The sequence below is a fragment of the Sporosarcina gallistercoris genome (assembly GCF_014836415.1).
Lineage (GTDB): Bacteria > Bacillota > Bacilli > Bacillales_A > Planococcaceae > Sporosarcina > Sporosarcina gallistercoris.
This window is the reverse complement of sequence record NZ_JACSQY010000005.1, coordinates 73,182-95,645: the sequence shown is the minus strand read 5'-3', so window position 1 is coordinate 95,645 and position 22,464 is coordinate 73,182. Positions and strand designations below refer to the sequence as shown.

Annotated in this window: 17 protein-coding genes, 1 other RNA gene and 1 other annotated feature; of the genes, 12 read left to right on the top strand and 6 right to left on the bottom strand. The window is 44.9% G+C overall.

The window, feature by feature from the left end; translation table 11 throughout:
* The first annotated feature begins 72 nt into the window (after nucleotides 1-72).
* The 7 genes from H9659_RS08445 (at nucleotide 73) to dtd (ending at nucleotide 9,077) form a co-directional block, all read left to right on the top strand.
* Nucleotides 73-390 (top strand): post-transcriptional regulator, encoded by a 318-nt coding sequence (locus tag H9659_RS08445; protein WP_191689508.1) that lies wholly within the window; start codon nucleotides 73-75, stop codon nucleotides 388-390.
* 126 nt (nucleotides 391-516) lie between these two features.
* A complete protein-coding gene (secDF, locus tag H9659_RS08440) occupies nucleotides 517-2,793 on the top strand; it encodes a protein translocase subunit SecDF (RefSeq protein WP_191689507.1) in 2,277 nt (758 codons plus the stop codon).
* Between the two features lie 130 nt (nucleotides 2,794-2,923).
* The gene (locus tag H9659_RS08435; protein ID WP_191689506.1) at nucleotides 2,924-3,268 is read left to right on the top strand and encodes a LapA family protein; all 345 of its coding nucleotides are present in this window, start codon (nucleotides 2,924-2,926) and stop codon (nucleotides 3,266-3,268) included.
* Between the two features lie 105 nt (nucleotides 3,269-3,373).
* Nucleotides 3,374-5,725, top strand: a complete 2,352-nt coding sequence (gene recJ / locus H9659_RS08430; protein ID WP_191689505.1) for a single-stranded-DNA-specific exonuclease RecJ — start codon at nucleotides 3,374-3,376, stop codon at nucleotides 5,723-5,725.
* Nucleotides 5,716-6,228 carry an adenine phosphoribosyltransferase gene (locus H9659_RS08425; RefSeq protein WP_191689504.1) on the top strand — a complete coding sequence of 171 codons (513 nt, stop codon included), beginning with the start codon at nucleotides 5,716-5,718 and terminating at the stop codon, nucleotides 6,226-6,228. The genes recJ and H9659_RS08425 overlap by 10 nt, the downstream gene beginning before the upstream one ends.
* Nucleotides 6,229-6,420: 192 nt before the next feature.
* On the top strand, nucleotides 6,421-8,619 hold the full coding sequence (locus H9659_RS08420) for a RelA/SpoT family protein (RefSeq protein WP_191689503.1): 2,199 nt from the start codon (nucleotides 6,421-6,423) through the stop codon (nucleotides 8,617-8,619).
* A gap of 17 nt (nucleotides 8,620-8,636) precedes the next feature.
* Nucleotides 8,637-9,077, top strand: a complete 441-nt coding sequence (dtd, locus tag H9659_RS08415; RefSeq protein ID WP_191689502.1) for a D-aminoacyl-tRNA deacylase — start codon at nucleotides 8,637-8,639, stop codon at nucleotides 9,075-9,077.
* A 46-nt stretch (nucleotides 9,078-9,123) separates the two neighbouring features.
* On the opposite strand, the gene H9659_RS08410 is transcribed toward dtd, so the two are convergent.
* The gene (locus H9659_RS08410) at nucleotides 9,124-10,671 is read right to left on the bottom strand and encodes an N-acetylmuramoyl-L-alanine amidase (protein ID WP_191689501.1); all 1,548 of its coding nucleotides are present in this window, start codon (nucleotides 10,669-10,671) and stop codon (nucleotides 9,124-9,126) included.
* Nucleotides 10,672-10,787: 116 nt separating this feature from the next.
* Nucleotides 10,788-11,022, top strand: a binding site (T-box leader).
* A gap of 65 nt (nucleotides 11,023-11,087) precedes the next feature.
* On the opposite strand from H9659_RS08410, the gene hisS reads away from it, so the two are divergent.
* The 4 genes from hisS (at nucleotide 11,088) to H9659_RS08390 (ending at nucleotide 15,261) form a co-directional block, all read left to right on the top strand.
* The gene (hisS, locus tag H9659_RS08405) at nucleotides 11,088-12,350 is read left to right on the top strand and encodes a histidine--tRNA ligase (RefSeq protein WP_191689500.1); all 1,263 of its coding nucleotides are present in this window, start codon (nucleotides 11,088-11,090) and stop codon (nucleotides 12,348-12,350) included.
* 20 nt (nucleotides 12,351-12,370) lie between these two features.
* Nucleotides 12,371-14,137, top strand: coding sequence for an aspartate--tRNA ligase (gene aspS, locus H9659_RS08400; protein WP_191689499.1), 1,767 nt, complete (start codon nucleotides 12,371-12,373; stop codon nucleotides 14,135-14,137).
* An 88-nt stretch (nucleotides 14,138-14,225) separates the two neighbouring features.
* A non-coding RNA gene (gene ssrS / locus H9659_RS08395) (6S RNA) lies at nucleotides 14,226-14,407 on the top strand.
* An 83-nt stretch (nucleotides 14,408-14,490) separates the two neighbouring features.
* The gene (locus H9659_RS08390) at nucleotides 14,491-15,261 is read left to right on the top strand and encodes a tRNA threonylcarbamoyladenosine dehydratase (protein ID WP_191689498.1); all 771 of its coding nucleotides are present in this window, start codon (nucleotides 14,491-14,493) and stop codon (nucleotides 15,259-15,261) included.
* 436 nt (nucleotides 15,262-15,697) lie between these two features.
* Here H9659_RS08390 and mnmH read toward each other — a convergent pair whose 3' ends face one another.
* On the bottom strand, nucleotides 15,698-16,741 hold the full coding sequence (gene mnmH, locus H9659_RS08385) for a tRNA 2-selenouridine(34) synthase MnmH (protein ID WP_191689497.1): 1,044 nt from the start codon (nucleotides 16,739-16,741) through the stop codon (nucleotides 15,698-15,700).
* 12 nt (nucleotides 16,742-16,753) lie between these two features.
* Nucleotides 16,754-17,797: a selenide, water dikinase SelD gene (gene selD, locus H9659_RS08380; RefSeq protein ID WP_191689496.1), complete on the bottom strand. Its 1,044-nt coding sequence runs from the start codon at nucleotides 17,795-17,797 to the stop codon at nucleotides 16,754-16,756.
* 195 nt (nucleotides 17,798-17,992) lie between these two features.
* Between selD and H9659_RS08375 the strand changes: the two genes are divergently transcribed.
* Entirely contained in the window at nucleotides 17,993-19,411 is a 1,419-nt protein-coding gene (locus tag H9659_RS08375; protein ID WP_191689495.1) for an NAD-dependent succinate-semialdehyde dehydrogenase, read from the top strand.
* A gap of 56 nt (nucleotides 19,412-19,467) precedes the next feature.
* Here H9659_RS08375 and ilvA read toward each other — a convergent pair whose 3' ends face one another.
* From ilvA to H9659_RS08360, 3 genes are all read right to left on the bottom strand, one after another.
* Nucleotides 19,468-20,730, bottom strand: a complete 1,263-nt coding sequence (ilvA, locus tag H9659_RS08370; RefSeq protein WP_318240711.1) for a threonine ammonia-lyase IlvA — start codon at nucleotides 20,728-20,730, stop codon at nucleotides 19,468-19,470.
* A gap of 128 nt (nucleotides 20,731-20,858) precedes the next feature.
* A complete protein-coding gene (locus tag H9659_RS08365) occupies nucleotides 20,859-21,776 on the bottom strand; it encodes a diacylglycerol/lipid kinase family protein (protein WP_191689493.1) in 918 nt (305 codons plus the stop codon).
* 23 nt (nucleotides 21,777-21,799) lie between these two features.
* Nucleotides 21,800-22,243, bottom strand: a complete 444-nt coding sequence (locus H9659_RS08360) for a MarR family winged helix-turn-helix transcriptional regulator (RefSeq protein WP_191689492.1) — start codon at nucleotides 22,241-22,243, stop codon at nucleotides 21,800-21,802.
* Nucleotides 22,244-22,464 lie beyond the last annotated feature (221 nt).

The following is a 22,464-nucleotide window of genomic DNA, read 5'->3' as shown; positions in this document are numbered from 1 at the left end:
AATTCAGATACACTATTAGTATGCGGAAACATGTACATTTACAACTCTCGATTAAAGAAGGGATGAACGTGAGTGGATAACAAATACGAGCAATTGTTCGACCATGTCCGCCCTGCAATTGAAAGTAAGATGAATGAATTTCATTTCTACGGCTATTCAACAGTCACTGAAGCAGATATCTGGAAATATTGTGTCCAAAAAAAGTGGCGAAAGCGAAATATCAGTGAAATGAGGACGTACGTGCTGATCAATGATGTCATGGAACTCACTCCTGCTGAATATATGACATACACGCAAATAGAAGAACAGCGGAGCTCAGACTGGTTTTCAGATTTGAACAGTGATGAGCTTCAATTATTACTTGCCCCTAAAAAGAATTCAGAAAGTTAAATTTAGGCAGGATAGCATTTGACACAGGAGTCTCTCTGTCTCATAATTGTTGTGTTGATGATTCTTTCGTACATAACAAAGTAATCAAAGTAATACCGCTTCACATATAGAGGGGGAAAATGGATCATGAAGAAGAGAGGACGGCTGGTCGCCTTTTTATTGTTGCTCGTCATTTTTGCAGCAACGATCGGCAGTACAGCGAACCCGATTTTAAAAAATGTTAAGTTAGGTCTGGATTTGCAAGGCGGATTTGAAGTCTTATATGAAGTCGAGCAATTGAAAACAGGGACGAACAATCAAAAGATTACAGAAGAAGTCGTCGCAGATACTGCGAAGGCACTTCGTAACCGGATTGACGTACTCGGAGTCAGTGAACCGAGTATTCAGATTGAATCGAACAATCGGATCCGTGTCCAGCTGGCTGGTGTAGATGACCAGAAGAAGGCACGTGAATTACTTTCGACTCAAGCAAATTTAACGTTCCGTGATGCGGATGATAAATTACTACTTGACGGAGATGATTTGAAAGCTGGTAAAGCGAAGGCGAATTTCGGTGAAAGCGGCAATCCAGTCGTAACACTTGAGATGAAAGATCCTTCGAAGTTTGCGGAAGTTACCGCTGCAGTCGCTGCTAAAGCGCCTGAGAACGTCATGGTCATCTGGCTGGACTTTGAAGAAGGCAAAGACTCTTACAAAGAAGAGATCAAGAAACCGGACCCACGCTTCATCTCGGCGCCATCCGTACGGCAGACCATCAATTCATCGAACGTTGAAATTTCAGGTAGTTTCACAGTTGAAGAGACAAAAAATCTAGCAGGTATCCTGAATGCTGGAGCTCTCCCAGTCCACCTTGAAGAGATGTATTCGACATCCGTAGGTGCACAGTTCGGTGAACAGGCATTGGATAAGACGATTACTGCTGGTATTATAGGCGTTTCGTTGATCTTCCTCTTTATGCTCGTGTATTACCGTATCCCTGGATTTGTTGCAGTCATTACACTTTCTGTATACATTTTCTTGATTTTGGTAGTTTTCACACTCATAAATGGTGTGCTGACATTGCCAGGTATTGCAGCATTGCTGCTCGGAGTAGGTATGGCAGTCGATGCCAACATCCTGACCTACGAACGAATCAAAGAGGAACTCCGCGTCGGCAGTTCCATAAAGACTGCATTTTCTCGTGGTGCTAAAGAATCCTTCACTGCGATTTTAGATGCAAACGTTACAACGCTTTTAGCAGCAGTCGTCTTGTTCATCTTCGGGACAAGCTCTGTTAAAGGATTTGCAACGATGCTCATCATCAGTATCGCTGTCAGCTTCCTAACCGCTGTATGGGGCTCACGCTTACTACTTGGCTTGCTTGTTAATAGCGGAATATTTGACGGGAAAACAAGTTGGTTCGGAATTTCTCCGAAACGCGTTCACCCGTTGGAAGACCACGTCGATACGCTTGAATTGACAACGAAATTCGATCGTTTCGACTTTGTGCATAGCCGTAAGCGGTTCTATACACTCTCGATTGTTTTACTGATTGCAGGGATGATTGTCCTAGGAATCTTTAAACTGAATTTAGGAATTGACTTCTCCAGTGGTACGCGAGCGGAAATTCTTTCAGAGAGTACTTTAACGAAAGAAGAAATCAGTACGTATTTGGAAGATATCGGTCATCCTACAGATGATATCGTCATCTCTGGAGAAAAGAGCAACATCGGTGTTGCCCGATTCAAAGAAGAATTCAGTCAAGAAGAAGTGAACGGTATCAAGAGTCAAGTTGCTGAAAAGTATGGAGCTGAACCGAATATTTCCACAGTATCAGACAAAGTCGGAAAAGAATTGGCGGAAAATGCGATCAAAGCCTTGCTTCTTGCAGCGCTTGGAATCATCATTTACGTTGCATTCCGTTTTGAATGGCGGATGGGAGTTTCGGCCATTATCGGACTGGTGCATGATGCATTCTTCATGATTGCGATCTTCAGTATCTTGCGTCTGGAAGTGGACATCACCTTCATCGCGGCAGTACTGACGATTGTCGGGTATTCCATCAACGATACGATCGTAACGTTCGACCGGATCCGTGAAAACCTTCATAAAATCGGTCACTTGGATAACGAGAATGACCTGGCGGATATTATCAACAAGTCACTTCGTCAAACGCTTGGACGGTCTGTGAATACCGTATTGACAGTCCTCATCGTTGTCGTTGCACTTATTGCATTAGGTGCAGAAGCGATCCGGCCATTCTCGATTGCATTATTGATCGGTCTCATCGCAGGTACGTATTCATCGATCTACATTTCCGCTCAAATCTGGTTCGACCTGAAAAAGCGTGAAATCAAGAAACATGGTAAACTTAAAACAGTTAAAGAAAAGAAACAATGGGGATCGGACGAACCGATTGTCTAAGACGTTTCAATGGTTCCTTTAACAGGTATACTCAGGTATACCTGTTTTTTATTGCCTAATTGCATAAAACGCTGGTGGGAGGAATCCCGATTGCTATCGTGGCAGCTTTTAAACAAAGGAGGAAGTCCTCATGAAGTCCCAATGGATGCTCGTATTCGGATTATTATTCGCACTCATCATTGCAGTTTTCGCTGTATTCAATGTCGGTAAAGTTCCAGTCGACTATGTATTCGGAGAAGCGCACTGGCCGCTCGTCCTGGTCATTCTCGGATCCGCTTTACTCGGTGCCCTCGCAAGCGGTCTATTTGCTGTATTCCGTTCTGTCAGGACCCGACGTGAAGTGAACGTGTTGAAACGGCAGATCACTGAGAAAGAAACTATGATTGCCAATCAGCAAAACGAAATTGCAATGCTTCAGAAATCACCGGAGCTTGCAAATGAAGTGCTAAACGATCAGTACGATGCCAAAAAGTAATACAATAAGCGTCTTTGCGATTTCTGCAAAGACGTTTTTCTTTTGGATACAATCCTTTCGGAAATCACCTGCAGCCGGTATAATACCAATGAGGAAGTGAATGCATTGATCAAATCTAATAAAAACTGGAAGATCCATAGACCGGACGAAGAGCTAGTTAAAAGCTTCATGACAGAATTGAAGTTGCCATCGCTCCATGCGAAGATTCTGGCATCTCGCGGTTTCCAAGATCCTGCAGCGGTCAAAAAATTCTTATCGGTAGATGTAACGGCTCTGCATGACCCTTTTCTATTGCATGATATGGACAAAGCAGTCGCACGAATTCGAACAGCTATCGAGAACGGTGAGCACATTGTTGTTTATGGTGACTATGATGCCGATGGGGTAACTAGTGTATCCGTCCTAATGTCAGCTTTAGAAAGATTAGGTGCAGATGTATCCTTTATCATCCCTAATCGCTTTGAACATGGCTACGGACCTAACAGCGAGCTGTTCCAAGAAATTGCGGATCTTGGCGCGTCTCTCATTATTACAGTGGATAACGGTATTTCCGGTATTGAACAGACCGAATTTGCTAAATCGCTCGGTCTTGACATCATCATCACCGATCACCACGAAATCGGAGAAACCTTGCCACAGGCAGATGTTGTGATCCATCCAAGACATCCTGAAGGAAGTTATCCGTTCGGGGAGCTCGCAGGTGTTGGCGTAGCATTTAAATTAGCAACTGCACTTCTTGGTGAAGCACCTCTCGACCTTCTTGAATTTGCAGCAATCGGTACAGTGGCAGACCTTGTTCCACTATTGGATGAAAACCGGTATTTTGTGAAAGAAGGGATTCGTCGACTCCGCATGTCGAGTCGTCCGGGAATTCAGGCATTAGCGAAAATAGGCGGAACAGAACAGCGGCATTTCACGGAAGAGACACTTGGGTTCATGGTGGGACCACGTCTGAATGCACCAGGACGTTTAGGAGACGCAGATCCTGCTGTGGAACTCTTGAAAGCGGAGGATAGCGCAGTAGCAACTGGAATCGCAAATGAGCTGGACCGTCTCAACAAAGAACGACAAGCTCTTGTCAATGGAATCGCTGAAGAAGCGCTCGCAATGATCGAAGAAAGTTACGGAGCGGCCATTCCCCATGTATTGGTTCTTGCCAAAGAAGGGTGGAACCCGGGGGTTATTGGTATCGTCGCTTCCCGATTGACTGAGAAATTCCACCGGCCGTCACTTGTATTATCCATTGACCCGGTTGCAAAAACTGCAAAAGGATCTGCGCGCAGTATCGAGGGATTCGACCTTTATCAGGAACTCACGAAGAACAAAGAGCTGCTGCCGCACTTCGGTGGACACGCTATGGCTGCAGGTATGACACTTGCATTGGCGGATGTAGACGATTTACGTAACCGTCTGAATGAACAAGCTGCACAAGTGTTAACAGAGGAGCAGCTCATCGCCACTGTTCAAATTGACGTTCCGCTGACAATCGATGAAATTGAAGTGGACGTATTGGAATCATTGGAGCAGTTACGCCCATTTGGAATGGATTTCCCGAAACCGGTATATATGATTGAGCACATCACGGTCGGTTCCATCCGAAAAATCGGTGCTGCGAAAAATCATTTGAAACTTGAACTGGAAGATGGGGAAAGTAAATTGGATGCTATCAGCTTCGGGTCTGGTGAACTCGCAGATGAAATGACACACGGCATGTCGCTGATTGTAACCGGAGATTTGCAGGTGAATGAGTGGAATAATTTTAAAAAACCGCAAATCCTGCTCCAGGATATCCGTTCTGATGAGCGTCAAGTATTCGATTTGAGAGGCATTCGGGATCCGCTTCGGTGGATTCATACAATACCGAAGGACAATGCACTCTATATAGCGTTCCAACCTCAATCGAAAACCCACTTCCTGCCGATCCTCCAAGGAAGAGAAATCACACTGTATGATGAACGTCAGGCAGTTGAAACGATTGAACATATTGTGCTGCTGGATATACCTGAACACCCACAACAGATCGAATCGTTACTGAGTGAGTACAATCCAGGTAGAATATATGCACATTTCTATGCACCGGATTCGCGTTATTTCGACGGTCTACCGGATCGACAAGAGTTCGGTTGGTACTTCAGCTTCTTGAAAAAACGCGGAACATTCGATTTGTCTGCACAAGCGGAGCAGTTGGCGAAACACAAAGGTTGGAAAATAGATACGATTTATTTCATGTCGAAAGTGTTTTTTGATTTAGGATTTGTTAAGATAGAGAATGGTGTCGTTACTATCGAACCGACAGCAGGCAAGCGGGATCTTGCCGAAGCACCTGCTTATCAAGAACGGAAAAGCCAGATTGAAATGGAAGAACGGATGCTGTATGCCCCTTACCATGAGCTCAAGCAATGGTTTCAAAAGGTGCATCAGGAGATAGCCGTCAAGGAGGAAACAGTATGGACTTGAAACAATTCGTAACAGTAGTTCCCGATTATCCGAAAAAAGGGATCAGTTTTAAAGATATTACAACCATCATGGATAATGGTGAAGCCTACAAATATGCCACGGACCAAATCGTGGAATACGCAAAAGAAATGGGCGCAGAATTGATTGTTGGACCTGAAGCACGAGGTTTCATCATCGGATGTCCGGTTGCCTATGCACTGGAAATCGGTTTTGCGCCGGTTCGTAAACCCGGCAAATTACCTCGTGAAACGATTGCCGTCAACTATGATTTAGAATACGGTGTGGACCAATTGACGATTCATAAAGATGCCATTAAACCAGGACAGCGCGTTCTGATTGTGGACGACCTTCTTGCTACTGGCGGAACAGTTGGAGCAACAGTCGAACTTGTAGAAAAGCTCGGCGGCGTAGTTGCAGGTTGTGCTTTCCTAATCGAACTCACTTACTTGGATGGCCGTCGGAAATTGGAGAACCATAACATTCGCTCTCTTATGAAATACTGAATTCTTGCTCCTCCGCATTTTTCGCGGAGGAGTTTTTGAATTCATCACAAACAATAGCGGAAATCCACAATTCGACATGCTTTTGACACAGTGATAAAACTCCTTGAATTCATTTCTTTACAAATCTTCTATTTTCGCCATACAATAGAGGTATGTTTATTTTTTCGGAAATCGATTGAAAGAGGTGAGAGAATGGCTAAAACTCAGGATTTAACGGCAGAGGATATATTTGAACTTGTCGGTTCCTATATGAATAACGAACACGTTGCATTTGTCGAAAAAGCGTACGAAGCTGCAAAGAAAGCGCATGAAGGTCAGTTCAGAAGTTCTGGAGAACCTTACATTCTCCATCCGGTGCAAGTAGCTGGAATTCTTGCGGAACTTCAGATGGACCCTTCGACAGTAGCTGCCGGATTTTTGCATGACGTAGTGGAAGATACGGAAATCGGAAGAGAAGACATCGTGCGGGACTTCGGGGAAGAAGTCGCGATGCTTGTCGACGGCGTCACCAAACTTGAGAAGTTGAAGTTTAAAACGAATGAAGAAAAACAAGCTGAAAATCACCGGAAAATGTTTATCGCAATGGCTCAGGACATTCGGGTCATTCTCATAAAATTGGCGGACCGTTTGCACAATATGAGGACGCTAAAATATGTGAAAGAAGAAAAACAACGCAGGATTTCTGCTGAAACCCTTGAAATATTTGCACCTCTTGCGCATCGACTCGGAATATCTGCGATTAAATGGGAGCTAGAAGATATCGCCCTTCGCTATTTAAACCCTCAGCAATATTACCGCATTGTCAACCTCATGAAACAGAAACGCATAGAGCGTGAAAACTACTTGGCGAATGTAATGGAACAAATCCATAACGAAATTGGAACGATGGACATTCACGCTGATCTGTCAGGACGGCCAAAGCATTTGTACTCCATTTATCGGAAAATGGTGTTGCAGAAAAAAGAGTTCAACGAAATTTACGATTTGCTGGCAGTCCGCATTGTGGTCAATAGCATTAAAGACTGCTATGCCGTCCTTGGAATTATCCATACGCTCTGGAAGCCGATGCCAGGCCGTTTTAAAGACTATATCGCGATGCCGAAGCAAAACTTGTATCAATCGCTGCATACGACCGTTGTAGGTCCTGCTGGAGATCCGCTGGAAGTGCAGATCCGTACGGAGGAAATGCACAAAATCGCTGAATTCGGGGTCGCTGCGCACTGGGCTTATAAAGAGGGGATTACTGCAGATCATCCTGATACGATCGACTCGAAACTGACTTGGTTCCGTGAAATACTGGAGATGCAGAACGAATCATCGAATGCAGAAGAGTTCATGGAGTCACTGAAATTCGATCTGTTCTCGGATATGGTCTACGTATTCACACCTGAAGGGGATGTCATTGAACTGCCTAAAGGTTCCGTTCCAATCGACTTTGCCTATCGTGTCCATTCAGAAGTGGGGAACCGGACAATCGGTGCGAAAGTGAACGGTAAGATGGTTCCGCTTGAGACCGAATTATTTACCGGTGACATCGTAGAAGTGTTAACGTCTAAACAGTCGTTTGGACCGAGCCGTGATTGGTTGAAAATCGCTAATACTTCCCAAGCGCGCAACAAAATCCGTCAGTATTTCAAAAAGCAATTGCGTGAAGAGAATATCTATCGCGGAAAAGAACTGCTTGAAAAAGAAGTCAAACACCAAGAATTTGTACTTCGTGAAGTCGTCACACCAGAAAGTCTAAGACGTGTGATTGATAAATACAGTTTCACTTCTGAAGAAGATATGTATGCTGCGATCGGTTCAGGCGGAATTACCGCACAGCAAGTCGTCAACCGGATGACGGATAAGATCCGTAAAGAACGGGAGCAAAAAGACGCGATTGATAAGATCGTCTCTGAGATCAAGACCCAGCCGCCGCAACCGATGACTGAATCGGGGGTAGTCGTCAAAGGGTTGGAAAACCTACTCATCCGATTGTCCAAATGCTGCAATCCGGTCCCGGGGGATGAAATCGTAGGGTTCATCACAAAAGGACGCGGAGTCTCGGTTCACCGTGTCGATTGTCCGAATATCCACGCAGAAGGTGGGCAAGAGGATCGCTTGATAGACGTCAACTGGGCAGTATCCGGAGCTGAAAGTGTTAAGAAGGAATTCCAAGTCGATATTGAAATTACAGGCTACGATCGCCAAGGCTTGCTGAACGAAGTGATGATGGCGGTAGTGGATACAAAAACACCGATTGTGGCGGTTTCCGGAAAAGCGGACCGTGTCAAAATCGCACATATCAGTATGTCCATCAAGATTACGGACTTGCAACACTTGCAGCGGATTGTCGATAAAATCAAGCAAGTACGGGACATCTACTCCGTTCAACGGATTATTAACTGACAAAGAGGTGTCGTGACATGAAAGTGGTGCTTCAACGATCCAAGAAGGCTTCGGTAACAGTAGACGGCATAGTTACAGGAGCAATCGATCACGGCTATGTGCTGCTCGTCGGGCTGACACATAACGATACACAAGAAGACGCCGCATATGTGGCAAAGAAGATTGCGGGGCTCAGATTGTTTGAGGATGAAGACGGGAAGATGAATCGCTCCATCGATGAAACAGGTGGGGGCATTCTTTCGGTATCCCAATTCACCCTTTATGGGGATACGCGTAAAGGGAGACGGCCAAGCTTTATAGAAGCAGCGAGACCGGAAGCGGCAGAGCCCCTCTATGATTATTTCAACGAACAGCTCCGCTCGCTTGGTTTAACGGTGAAAACGGGTGTCTTCGGCGCGATGATGGATGTCGAACTCGTGAACGATGGCCCGGTTACAATAATAGTTGAATCCAAATGAAAAACGTCCGCTGCGGCCAAAGGATTGGCATGCAACGGACGTTTTTTCAGTTTGTGTCAAAATAATGGAGAAGTCCTTTGTAAATACCTTGAGAAGCTTGTTCCCGGAAGTATAAACTCGTCAACACCCGCTCTTCAGATGAATTGGATAGGAATCCTAATTCAATGAGGACGGCAGGTAATCTGTTTTCACGCAGAACCAAGTAATTAGCTGGCTGAGTTCCTCGGTTCGGCAAATCGATGGTGCTTGAAAGTCCTTCATTGACGGATTGAGCAAATGATTGTTGGGCAGACTGTGTGTAATATGTGGTGAACCCTGTAATCGATCGATCGGGATTCGCATCATAATGCAAGCTGACAAACGCATCTGCACCTTCCTCGTGAGCGATGGATGTCCGTTTGCGGAGTGAAACGTAGGAATCCGAATCTCGTGTCATGATGACTTTAGCTCCGGCATCTTTCAATTTACCTGCAAGGAGTTCAGCCGTTTGTAAAGTAAGGTCCTTTTCATCTGATCCGCGTGTTCCTGTTGTCCCCCGATCATTTCCGCCATGACCCGGATCGATAGCAATGGTGATGCCTTTCAAAGTGCCAGGAATCCGCTTCGGTTTTTTAGTGGCAGCATTCGCAGAACTGGCTGATGTTTCTGAAGAATTCACAACCCACTCAGCGACGTAAGCTGTGCCCCCATCTGAGAGTTGGATTTCATACCAGTCATCCTTCTTCTCGACCACATGGAACTCATCACCGGCGTCTGCTCGTAAAGCAACGTCCGAGGCTGTTGTAGGTTCTACACGGACGTTTGTGCCGTTCGTTACAATCGAGACAGTCTTTGCGACGGTATTTGAATTGTTCGAGGACTTCGTGGACTTGCTTGAAAGTTCGCCATGGAACGCATACACCCATCCAGACTTTTTGCCACCCAATGAAATCTTGACCCAATTGCCGTCAATTTTTTCAATGGGATACGTGTCGTTCTTGCTGACAGTCCCGATCCGCTTTGATGTCTGATCAGGCTTCTTTCGGACATTCAATCTATCCACGATTACAGTAAACGAATTGGCATCCGTAACTTTAGGTTTTTCGGACTCGGATGCACCCGTTTTTTGGCCTTCCTCCACTTCAGTTATGTATGTCGTATGGACCCATCCTTCCATGCCGTCAACGATAATTGACGCCCATTCCCCTTGGTATTCAACCAATTTAGCAAGGTCACCGGAGCGTAATTTCCCGATAGCTGCAGATGTAATCGACGGTGACGACCGGATATTCAGCGAATCGACACGCGAGACGATGGTTTTGTTTTCATTGGATCCGCTATCGTTGGACTTAGTAAGCCAAGAAGCAATCCATCCGGTTTCACCATCAACCGAAATTTGCAGCCAATCATCAGAACGGTCTAGGACTTCCAATTTTTGTCCGTCTTTCAGCTTTCCTATCAAAGAATAGGTGAGCCCTGGCCCGGAACGCACATTTAACGTAGGAGAATCGACAATGACCGTTTGTCCTGAAGATTCTGCAGTTGCTAGCCGCGCATCTAGTAAGGTAACCGATAACAACAGGATAGCGGCTACGAGTTTGGCAAGTCTCGCCATTTCATCACTCTCCTTTCTCATTATTGTAAAAGAGATTGTCGAAAAAGACTAGAGGAAATGAAAAAGGTTGACACATTTGCTTCAGATGGTACTATTATTGTTAACTGCATGAAGAATTCATGTCGATGACTTGGAAAGTACTCAAGACTGTGGCTGAACAGAGAAGGGCGGACGTGGCTGAAATCCCCCTGCAGACTAACTTGACGAACAACACCAACGAGACTCTTTACTGAAACGCCCAAGTGGCATACTAGGTAAAGACGGAGCCGGCCGTTACCCGGATACGAGTGGACGTCATAGACGTCAATTTGGGTGGAACCGCGGAAGCTGATACAAGCTCTCGTCCCTTGCATACGCAAGGGGTGGGAGCTTTTTTGTATTTCCGTTGAATTGAAACAGATGAGAGGGGTTTAGCAATGAAGTTTAAAGTGCCAAGAGGAACACAAGACATTCTGCCAAGCGAATCATGGAAGTGGCAAAAAGCAGAACAACTGATCAGGGAAACATGTGAAGTCTATCGTTATTCAGAAATTCGCACACCGATGTTCGAGCAGACGGAACTTTTCCAGCGGGCAGTAGGGGATACAACCGATATCGTATCGAAAGAGATGTATACGTTCAAAGACCGCGGGGACCGTTCCATGACACTGCGTCCTGAGGGGACGGCACCTGTTGTACGATCATTCGTTGAACACAAAATGTTCGGCTGGGTGGACCAACCTGTAAAATTATACTACATTGAGCCGATGTTCCGTTACGAGCGTCAACAAGCTGGACGCTATCGCCAATTTGTTCAATTCGGTACAGAAGCGATCGGTAGTGCTGATCCGGCAATCGATGCTGAAGTGATCGCACTTGCTCTTGAAGTCTACAAGCGTGCAGGTCTGAAGGACATCAAGCTGGTCTTGAATTCCCTTGGAGACAAAGAATCGCGTATAGCCCACAGAGATGCTCTCGTTGCACACTTCACTCCTCATATTGACGAGTTCTGCAGTGATTGCCAAAACCGTCTGGAGAAAAATCCTTTACGAATCCTGGATTGTAAAGTGGACCGGGAGCACCCGCTCATGAAAACAGCTCCATCGCTTACAGATTACTTGAATGATGAATCACGGGCGTACTTTGAAGCATTGAAGGAATTGTTGACGATAGCGGGCATCTCCTATGAACTTGATCCAAATCTTGTAAGAGGTCTCGATTACTATAACCACACCGCCTTTGAAATCATGAGTACAGCACAAGGCTTCGGAGCCATCACGACACTTTGTGGCGGAGGCCGCTATGATGGACTATCTGAAGAAATCGGCGGACCACCAGCTCCAGGTATCGGCTTTGGTATGAGTATCGAACGTTTGCTGCTAGCTCTTGAAGCGGAACAAGTCCCACTGGCAAATGACGATGCGCTTGACGTATATGTCGTGACGCTTGGTGAAGCAGCGAAAAAAGAAGGATTCCATGTACTCCAAAAGTTGCGGTCAGCGGGCATCCGAGCGGACATGGACTATCTGGATCGTAAGATGAAAGCGCAGATGAAGTCTGCAGACCGACTGCAGTCCAAATGGGTAACGGTGATCGGGGAAGAGGAAGTCGAACAGCAGATTGTCCAACTTAAAAACATGGCGGAGGGAACGCAACAATCCGTAACCGTCACAGAACTAATTGAACTTATTAAAGGCTAATTGAAGAGAGGCAGTGTTGAATGATGCAGCGTACACAATATTGTGGAGAACTAAATGAGCAACATATCGGTCAGAAAGTAACATTAAAAGGGTGGGTTCAGAAGCGTCGTGACCTCGGAGGGCTGATCTTCGTCGATATGCGGGACCGCACAGGAATCGTACAAGCGGTTTTCAATCCTGCGATTTCTGAAGAAGCGCTCGCTATTGCTGACAAACTCCGCAGCGAATTTGTCATTTCAATTACAGGCAGTGTAGTGGAACGGGAAGAACGGACGAAGAACAAAAACTTGAAAACGGGCGCAATCGAAGTTCAAGTGTCAGAACTCACAATTATCAATGAAGCGAAAAACCCTCCGTTTCTAATTGAAGATGACACGGACGTCAGTGAAGAGTTACGTTTGAAATATCGGTACTTGGATCTCCGTCGTCCACAATTAGCGCGTACATTCAAAATGCGTTCTGATATTACGAAGACCGTCCGTAACTTTTTGGATGGAGAAGGTTTCCTGGAAGTGGAGACACCAATTCTGACGAAATCCACACCTGAAGGCGCTCGTGACTATCTCGTACCAAGTCGAGTTCACGATGGGGAGTTCTATGCGCTTCCACAATCACCACAGCTTTTCAAACAGATGCTGATGGTGTCAGGATTTGACCGGTATTTCCAAATCGCCCGTTGTTTCCGTGACGAAGACTTGCGTGCAGACCGTCAGCCTGAATTCACTCAAATCGATATGGAAATGAGTTTCATGTCCATCGAAGAAATTATCGAGTTGAATGAACGTCTCATGCAAAAAGTCATGAACGACGTGAAAAATATTGCGATTGACGGACCTTTTAAACGGATTACGTATACGGAAGCCATGGAACGTTATGGTTCTGATAAACCAGATACACGCTTCGCTATGGAACTCATCGATGTTTCTGAAATCGTTCAGAAAACAACATTTAAAGTCTTCACTGGCGCATTGGAAGTTGGCGGTCAAGTGAAACTGATTAATGTAAAAGGTGCCGCAGCTGATTATTCACGTAAAGATATAGATGGCTTCGGTGAATTCGCAGCGGTGTACGGTGCAAAAGGATTGGCTTGGTTAAAATGCGAGGAAGACGGTCTAAAAGGTCCGATTTCAAAATTCTTCGAAGGCGAAACAGCGGAAGCTCTTAAAGCAGCTGCAGATGCACAGCCGGGTGACTTGTTATTATTCGCTGCTGATAAAAAATCAGTGGTCGCAGACACGCTTGGAGCGCTCCGTATGAAATTCGGTCGCGAACGCGGATTAATCGACGAGTCCCTTTACAATTTCCTATGGGTGACAGACTGGCCGCTATTTGAATACGACGAAGAAGATGGCCGTTATTATGCGGCACACCATCCGTTCACAATGCCTGCTGATGTGGAAGAACTCGTATCCAGCCCGGAAACGGTGAAAGCACTTGCCTATGACTTGGTGCTAAATGGCTACGAATTAGGAGGAGGATCGCTTCGTATTTACGAACGTGATGTTCAGGAAAAAATGTTCAAAGCGCTTGGCTTCACTGACGAGCAAGCGCGCGAGCAATTCGGATTCCTGCTCGATGCATTCGAATACGGAACTCCGCCACATGGAGGAATCGCATTCGGTCTTGACCGCCTTGTAATGTTACTTTCAGGTTCCACTAACCTACGGGATACGATTGCATTCCCGAAAACAGCAAGTGCGACTGACTTGCTGACGGCAGCTCCAGACGCGGTAGACCCGAAACAATTGAAAGAGTTACACATCCAATTGGCTAACGAACAAAAATAGGGAATTAGGACTTTTCTGAATAAAACAGATAATTTCGACTGCAAATTATTGAATCTCGAGAAGTCGTATGCTATGATACATGTAATAACAAATCCTGAGGTGTTCGTTATTTGCCAGACAGTTTTGACCGAACACTTCAATCGTCGGGAGTCTAGATTCTTCTTATGATGACATGCCTGTCATGGGACCTCAGAAGTAAGAAGATCGGACACCCACCTGCATCGTGCGGGTTCAAAACGATATTACAAAGACGGCACATTCGGGATTTGTTTCTTATGTGAATGTTCACCTCTCGGCAGTCTTGCTGAGGGGTTTTTATGTGTGAATTCCTATTAAAGAAAGGTCGTTAGAACATGTTGAATCAGTTTTCAAGAAACGAATTATCCATTGGTAAAGAAGGCGTCAAGCGAATGAGTGACACGACTGTGGCGATATTAGGAGTAGGCGGTGTAGGATCTTTCGCTGCAGAAGCCTGCGCACGCAGCGGTGTTGGGAAAATCATATTAGTAGATAAAGATGATGTCGATATTACCAATATCAATCGGCAATTGGTCGCCTATTTATCTACGGTGGGGCGTTCAAAAGTGGAAGTCATGGTCGAGCGCATACAAGACATTAATGAGAATTGCGAAATCGTGCCGCTACATATGTTCTATACGGAAGAGACAGCAGATCGCTTTTTCGATCAGAAGCCCGATTATGTGATCGATGCGTCTGACACAATCAGTTACAAGATTCATCTGATTGAACAATGTCACAAGCGGGGCATCAAAATCATTTCGAGTATGGGTGCAGCGAACAAAATCGATCCGACCCGATTCCAGATTGCTGATATTTCTAAAACACACACAGACCCTATTGCAAAAGTGATCCGCACGCGTCTGCGTAAACTTGGCATCCATAAAGGTGTCCCTGTCGTGTTTTCAGATGAAAGTCCCATCATTGTAAGGCCTGATGTCGTAGAAACGGTCGGGAAACCGGACGCTGCAATCCGGAAAGCGAAAATGCCGCCAGCATCCAATTCCTATTGCCCATCTGTTGCGGGACTCGTCTGTGCAAGTTGGGTATTGAATGACATCACTGCAGATATCCCTTTAGAACGTGTGAGTGACGCGAAGAAGTAATTGGATCATGGGAAATGAATAACAGAAGAAAACGCTCATAAACCGTGAAAAGTGATCATAAACAGAAGGAAACGCTCATAAACCGTGAAAAGTGATCATAAACAAAAGGAAACGCTCATAAACCGTGAAAAGTGATCATAACCAAAGAAAAACGCTCATAACCCAGGAAAAGTGATCATAAACAAAGAAAAACGCTCATAACCCAGGAAAAGTGATCATAAACAAAAGGAAACGCTCATAAACCGGGAAAAATCATCATAAACAAAGGAAAACGCTCATAAACCGTGAAAAGTGATCATAACCAAAGAAAAACGCTCATAAACCGTGAAAAGTGATCATAAACAAAGAAAACGCTCATAACCCTACACAGCCACACAACAAAAAGCATGCACACCCAGGAGTTGTTCAAGTACTCCCAAAGGTGTGCATGCTTTCCTTATTTATTTCTCACATATTCTTGTTTCCAAGCCAGTACTTTCTCGAATGCCTCGTCCACAGTGTCCGCTGCAATCGTCACTTTCAAGTCATCGTCCACTTTTCCGGTCGAATGCTGATAACGTGGATCGTAGTAATGTTCAAGAAGCAATAGAGTTGCCGTCTCGAAATCGCCAGTATTCAATGCAACCTCGATTTCCTTCGCAATGGGTACGTGAATCCGGCGTCGGATCTGCTCGAAAGCAGCTTTGAACTCTTCCGGTCGCTCTGCTGGTTTGTAATCTTCCAGCGTAATTTTCACACGCTCTTCAATCGGCAGTTTGATGATCAACTGTCGGCTATGTTCTTTTTTCTCAAACAAGAAGCCAGGCATCGTCACTTTACCTATTCGCTTACTCTCGCCCTCGATAAACACAGCTTTTTCATCCAACGTCCGTTTTAAATCGTGTAAGAGTAACGATTCGAACTTTTTCTGGTTACTGCCCGCTAATCCGATCTGTCCGAAAATCGATCCTCGGTGACCAGCGAGATTTTCTAAATCGATAATAGGTTGACCCGCTTCTGCCAGCTTATGCAAAATCACCGTTTTTCCTGAACCTGTATAGCCGTTCAATACGATCAGTTCCGGCGGATAAGCGAGATTAGCAAGCTCTTCTACAACCCACTGGCGATACGTGCGGATACCTCCAGTCAGTCTGTGCGCATGGATGCCCATGAGATCGAGAACGGTCGCTGCTGTTTTACTGCGCATTCCACCGCGCCAACAAAACACAGTCATCGACGTCTCGATCTTTTCAAACTCAGCAATGAATGCAGGAAGCTTTTCCGCAAATATCGCAAGTCCTCTTTTTTTTGCTTCTGCCTGACCGATTTGCTTATAAATCGTCCCGACTTCTGCGCGTTCTTCATCATTAAAAACAGGAATATTCAAGGCTCCTGGAATACTTGCCTCTGCAAATTCTTTAGGTGATCGGACATCGATCATTGTATGGGGCTCTTTTGCATGTAGCCCCATTAAATCCCGTAGCGTTATATCGCGAAACATACATGCACCTTCTTATTGGACAGAAATGTGTCCAGGATTATCGGAAGTAACCTTACCAATCTGTTTTGCGTCCACACCATTTTTCTGAAGAGCAGCGAGGAGCCCATCCGCTTCGTTCGGAGAAACCGCAATCAGCAATCCGCCCGAAGTGACAGCATCACACAAAATCCATTGGTCGATCTGGTCTAAGTGAGTCGCAAATGTGACATCATTTTCAAGGTGTGCAAAGTTATTTTTCGTACCACCTGGAACACGACCACCTGCTGCTAATTCTTTAGCGCGGGGGAGGACTGGAACAGCACTCGCCTCTATTGTGATGCCCGCGTTACTGCCTTTTGCCATCTCAGAAGTATGCCCAAGTAGACCAAATCCAGTCACATCTGTAACTGCATGAACGTCGAAGTCCGCCATAGTTTCAGCAGCTGTTTTGTTCAATGTTGTCATGATTGACGTAACGTGCTTGATTTCTTCATCAGATAATTCACCGTGTTTCAATGAAGTTGTATAGATGCCAACTCCGATTGGTTTCGTAAGTAGAAGAATATCTCCAGGAAGGGCGCCTGCATTCGGGCGGATTTTGTCAGGATGGACTGTTCCAGTCACTGCAAGACCGAACTTCGGTTCCTGGTCGTCAATCGAGTGTCCGCCGACAAGTGCCACTCCAGCTTCTTTCAATTTATCCCCCGCGCCACGAAGAATTTCTGTCAAAATGGTTTTGTCGAGTGCCGCAATAGGGAATGCAACTATATTAAGGGCTGTTATTGGAGTCCCTCCCATGGCATAGACATCACTGATTGCGTTTGTTGCAGCAATTTGACCGAAATCGTACGGATCATCTACGATGGGTGTGAAGAAATCCAATGTTTGCACGATTGCAAGATCGTCTGTTAACTTATAAACACCCGCGTCATCGCTCGTATCCAATCCTACTAACAGGTTCGGATTGGGTGTTGCAGCAGGGAGTGTTCGCAAAACTTCAGCTAAATCCGCTGGTCCGATTTTGCACCCACAGCCGCCTTTTTTAGTAAGTGTCGTTAGTTTAACGGTTGTTTCCATGTGTACGTCGCCTCACATTCCTTATTTTGTTCAGTAAGCCGGAAAAGCTTGCTATCGTTCAGTTTATCACGAAAACTTGCAGTAATCTGCTGTGAAGCATTCAAAAACTGACAGTAACCAACAAACCTTGGTCATCTCACACCTCAAGTGAGATTCAAATCATTAGAACTTGCGATTTTTAAGGAGGAATTTTTAATGGAAAACTATGAAATGATTATTGGTACAACAGACTTCGGTGAAAAACTGGAAAAAATCTCAGTCGTTAATCCATTCACACAGAAAGAGATTGCACATGTACCTAAAGGTGGAGAACAAGAAGCTGTCCGGGCTGTGGATGAAGCACATAAAGCATTTCCGGAATGGGCTGCTCTTTCTGCATATGAACGGAGCGGACTGCTCATGAAGTGGCACGAGCTCATTGAAAGGGATAAAGAAGACTTAGCAAAAACGATGACACTGGAACAAGGGAAACCGACTAAAGAAGCCATCGGTGAAATTGAGTACGCAAATGATTTCAACAAGTGGTACGCAGAAGAGGGGAAGCGTCTTTACGGTGAAACGATCCCAGCTACTCACCATAACAAACGGATGATCGTGACGAAACAACCGGTTGGAGTCGTCGCTGCGATTACACCATGGAATTTCCCTGCGGCGATGATCACACGGAAGGTGGCACCTGCGATTGCGGTGGGATGTACAGTGGTCATCAAACCATCGAGTCAAACTCCTTTAACTGCCATCAAGCTTGTTAGACTTGCATTGGAAGCAGGAATTCCTGAGGGTGTCGTGAATGTCGTCACAGGAGATTCGAAAGCGATTAGCGATGCGTGGCTCGAGGATGGACGTGTCAAGAAGATCACATTCACAGGATCCACTGAAGTCGGTCGAAGCCTCATGAAGAAAGCATCAGATACTGTGAAAAAAGTGTCACTGGAACTGGGCGGTTTAGCTCCAGCCATTGTCATGGATGACAGTGACCTTGAAAAGGCGGCGGACGGTGTCATTGCTACGAAATTCAGAAATGCTGGACAAACATGTGTATGCGCAAACCGAATCTATGTACAGGAATCGATTGTTGATGAATTCACGAAAATCTTTACGGAAAAAGTAAAAGCACTTAAAACAGGGGATGGTCTCGTAGAAGGCACTCAAATTGGTCCATTAGTGGATGAAAAAGCGATTGAAAAAGTGGAAAAGCATGTACAAGATGCGCTTGGCAAAGGTGCGAAAGTTGTGACAGGTGGTAAAAAGCTAGAAGGGCTGGTCTATGAACCTACTGTCCTTACAGGCGTAACTGAAGAGATGTTGTGTATGAACGAGGAAACCTTTGGTCCAGTCGCTCCCATTTCCACTTTCAAAACGGAAGAGGAAGCGATACAACGGGCGAACGATACAATTTATGGGCTAGCAGCCTATCTCTTCACCGAAAATCTCAGCAGAGGAATCCGGATGAGTGAACAGCTGGAGTATGGCATTGTCGGCTTGAACGATGGCTCTCCCTCATCAGCTCAAGCGCCATTTGGCGGATTCAAACAAAGTGGTTTGGGTCGAGAGGGCGGTCATCAAGGAATCGAAGAATTTGTAGAGGTTAAATACATTTCAATCGGATTATGAAAACACAAAACAGGCAAAGCCGGGTAAATTCCGGCTTTGCCTGTTTTGCTGTAATGTTATATCAACAAATCGAACAAGGTACTGTCATTATTCACTTCAGTAAACGAGAAGCCGTTCGAACGCATCCGGTCTAGCAAACCATCATAATCCCCTGGATGTTTCAGTTCAATGCCAACAAGTCCAGGACCATTTTCCTTATTATTCTTTTTTGTGTATTCGAAAGTTGTAATATCGTCATTCGGACCGAGGACGTTATCCAGGAATTGACGTAATGCTCCTGCACGCTGTGGGAAATTCACAATGAAATAATATAATAATCCTTCATGGATCAATGACTTTTCTTTGATTTCCTGCATTCTTCCAATATCGTTATTCCCTCCGCTAATGACAACGACGATCGATTTTCCTTTAATTTCATCCTTATAGTAATCGAGTGCTGCAATTGGAAGTGCACCTGCAGGTTCAGCGATGATCGCGTGCTTATTATATAATTCCAGAATGGCTGTACACACTTTGCCTTCAGGGACTGCGACAATGTCTTCCACCAATTCAAAACAAATATCAAACGTCTTCTGTCCAGGGCACTTCACTGCAGCTCCGTCAACAAATTTATCGATAGTTGGTAGGGAAGTTAACTGACCTTTTGTAAACGAAGCCTTCATACTTGCCGCCCCAGCTGGTTCAACGCCGATCATCCGAGTTAACGGTGAAAGATTTTTAATGTACGTGCTCATACCTGACATAAGACCGCCACCGCCAATGCTCGAAAAAACGAAGTCAATCGGCTGATCAATGTCATTCATAATTTCGACAGCGACCGTAGCCTGACCGGCGATTATATCGATATCATCAAACGGATGAATGAATATTCGGTCTTCTTCCTCTGTGCAAAGGACCGCACTGTCAAAAGAATCATCGAACGTGTCTCCAGTCAAAAGAATTTCAATAAACCCTTTACCGAACATTTTCACTTGATCCACTTTTTGCTTAGGTGTAGTCAACGGCATGAAAATCTTTCCGTCAATCCCGAGCTGTGCACATGCATAGGCGACACCTTGAGCATGGTTTCCAGCGCTGGCACACACAATCCCTTTTTCCAAAGCCTCGGATTCAATCCGTTTAATCTTGTAATATGCGCCTCTTAGCTTGAAAGATCGGACGTGCTGAAGATCTTCTCGTTTAATGTAAACCGTGCATCCGTATTGTTCTGACAACCGCTCGTTTTTTTGAAGAGGGGTATGGGCCACAATATCTTTTAACACCTGATTCGCAATTAAAATGTCTTCAATCCCTAATTTTTTCTTTTCCACTTCTTGAATGTTTGTCAATGGGGCGACCTCCTCAACACTAGCATTTTTCAATACTACCATGTGTCAATAGGGAAACACAATAACTAAGTCGAAATAGTTAGAACATTTTGTTTGATAATTTTATGTAAGCGTTTTCTTTATGAAAATATGAGTTGTTCGCTTGTATCCACCAGTCTAAGAGCCTTTGCTTGGATGCAAATTGTAAAACTTGTTGAATGGATGGGTTCACCGTCTAATATGAGCAAGATGTTTCGATTGGCTTGTAATGTCATGGCGGTCGCTGTGAAATAAGTGATGGAAGGACTCTGAATCGGATTTCCTTGAAGAAGTTTCGGAAATAGGTTCAGTAGCAGGATAGGTCTGCTAGCTGAATGTGCAACGGTAATATGCATCACACCATCATTTGTAAGTGCCTCTGGACAGACGCGGAGACCACCGCCGTAGGAAGGGGTATTGCCGGCAGCGATCAACCAAGTGCGCGGCCAGAAAACCTGTTCATTGTCGATAGACAGATCCACTTCAAAAGGCGAAAAACGGACTAATGTTTGGATGGCCGCTATCGGGTAGATAACTCCGCCTAATCCGAGTTTGTTTAACAACACTTTGAAAATAGAGTGGTTTGCCTTTTCTCCGATTTCCGCATCTACACCCGCAGCTGCAATAGTGATTCCGAATTTGCCATCCACATTCAATAAATCGACCTGCCGGACAGAAAAATCTTTCAGTTTTTCAACAAATACCAAGGGATTTAAGGAAAGCCCGAAAGCTCTTGCGGCATCATTCCCGGATCCTGCCGGCAAAATGGCGAGCGGGATGTCATTCTTAGACGCGAACTGCACGACAGATCCTGTTGTCCCATCCCCGCCTATGACGACAACTGCTGTGAGACTCGAGCTTTCCAACAGCTTTTTCAGGAAGTTGTTAGATGCATCTTTTGAGTCACTTAGCAGTACTTTATAGGGCATATTGTGAAGGTTTAGCAACTGCTCGACTTGTTGAAATAGCTGAGTTGCTTTTTTTCGGCCGGAGTAAGGATTGACGATGATTGCATACATATAACTCCTCCCAACTCATGTGTTTAGTTCGAACGCTTTGTCAATGCTTCATCCAGTTTTCTATAAATCGCTAACATCGCTTGCTGTTCTTCCGTGGAAATGTGTGAAAACAACTCTCTGCGCACTTCAATCCCATCGTTATATGCTTTTTCGACAAGCACTTTCCCAGCTTCAGTAATGGACAAATACTTCGTTCTTTTGTCTTCTTCTGATTGTCTTCTTTCAATTAGACCTTGCTTCGTTAGTTTCATCGAAAGATGTGTAAGGGAAGCTGGAGTGAAATTCAGTTTCTTAGCAATATCTGAAGGTCTGCTTTCTCCTTCGTTCAATAACTCTTGAAGAACAAGAATATGAGAAATTCCCAAGTCGTTATCTGAGCGCTGTCGCCATTTAACAATCATTTGATAGCTCACTTTTTCAATCGTATGAAGCAATTCAAAAATATTTTTATCATTATTATCAGACATAAGGAACCCTCCGGTAGTTGTAAACTTGCGTCAGAAACAGTTGCAAGTTATTCAAAGTAATAGACTATTTTATCATACCCTATAGATAATGAAAAATTGTAGGAAATGACTTAGAAAATAGCAATTTGAGTCGATAGTAGATATGTAGCAAAGGTGAAGGTTGTGTGAATGTAGTATGTTTGTATAGTTTTTCGAGCAATTCTAAGGTAAAGTGAAAAGTA

Excerpts from the sequence above, each read along its gene's own strand:
- secDF (WP_191689507.1), top strand. The coding sequence starts at position 517 with ATGAAGAAGAGAGGACGGCTGGTCGCCTTTTTATTGTTGCTCGTCATT.
- H9659_RS08435 (WP_191689506.1), top strand. The coding sequence starts at position 2,924 with ATGAAGTCCCAATGGATGCTCGTATTCGGATTATTATTCGCACTCATC.
- H9659_RS08425 (WP_191689504.1), top strand. The coding sequence starts at position 5,716 with ATGGACTTGAAACAATTCGTAACAGTAGTTCCCGATTATCCGAAAAAA.
- H9659_RS08420 (WP_191689503.1), top strand. The coding sequence starts at position 6,421 with ATGGCTAAAACTCAGGATTTAACGGCAGAGGATATATTTGAACTTGTC.
- dtd (WP_191689502.1), top strand. The coding sequence starts at position 8,637 with ATGAAAGTGGTGCTTCAACGATCCAAGAAGGCTTCGGTAACAGTAGAC.
- H9659_RS08410 (WP_191689501.1), bottom strand. The coding sequence starts at position 10,671 with ATGGCGAGACTTGCCAAACTCGTAGCCGCTATCCTGTTGTTATCGGTT.
- hisS (WP_191689500.1), top strand. The coding sequence starts at position 11,088 with ATGAAGTTTAAAGTGCCAAGAGGAACACAAGACATTCTGCCAAGCGAA.
- aspS (WP_191689499.1), top strand. The coding sequence starts at position 12,371 with ATGATGCAGCGTACACAATATTGTGGAGAACTAAATGAGCAACATATC.
- H9659_RS08390 (WP_191689498.1), top strand. The coding sequence starts at position 14,491 with ATGTTGAATCAGTTTTCAAGAAACGAATTATCCATTGGTAAAGAAGGC.
- mnmH (WP_191689497.1), bottom strand. The coding sequence starts at position 16,741 with ATGTTTCGCGATATAACGCTACGGGATTTAATGGGGCTACATGCAAAA.
- selD (WP_191689496.1), bottom strand. The coding sequence starts at position 17,797 with ATGGAAACAACCGTTAAACTAACGACACTTACTAAAAAAGGCGGCTGT.
- H9659_RS08375 (WP_191689495.1), top strand. The coding sequence starts at position 17,993 with ATGGAAAACTATGAAATGATTATTGGTACAACAGACTTCGGTGAAAAA.
- H9659_RS08365 (WP_191689493.1), bottom strand. The coding sequence starts at position 21,776 with ATGTATGCAATCATCGTCAATCCTTACTCCGGCCGAAAAAAAGCAACT.
- H9659_RS08360 (WP_191689492.1), bottom strand. The coding sequence starts at position 22,243 with ATGTCTGATAATAATGATAAAAATATTTTTGAATTGCTTCATACGATT.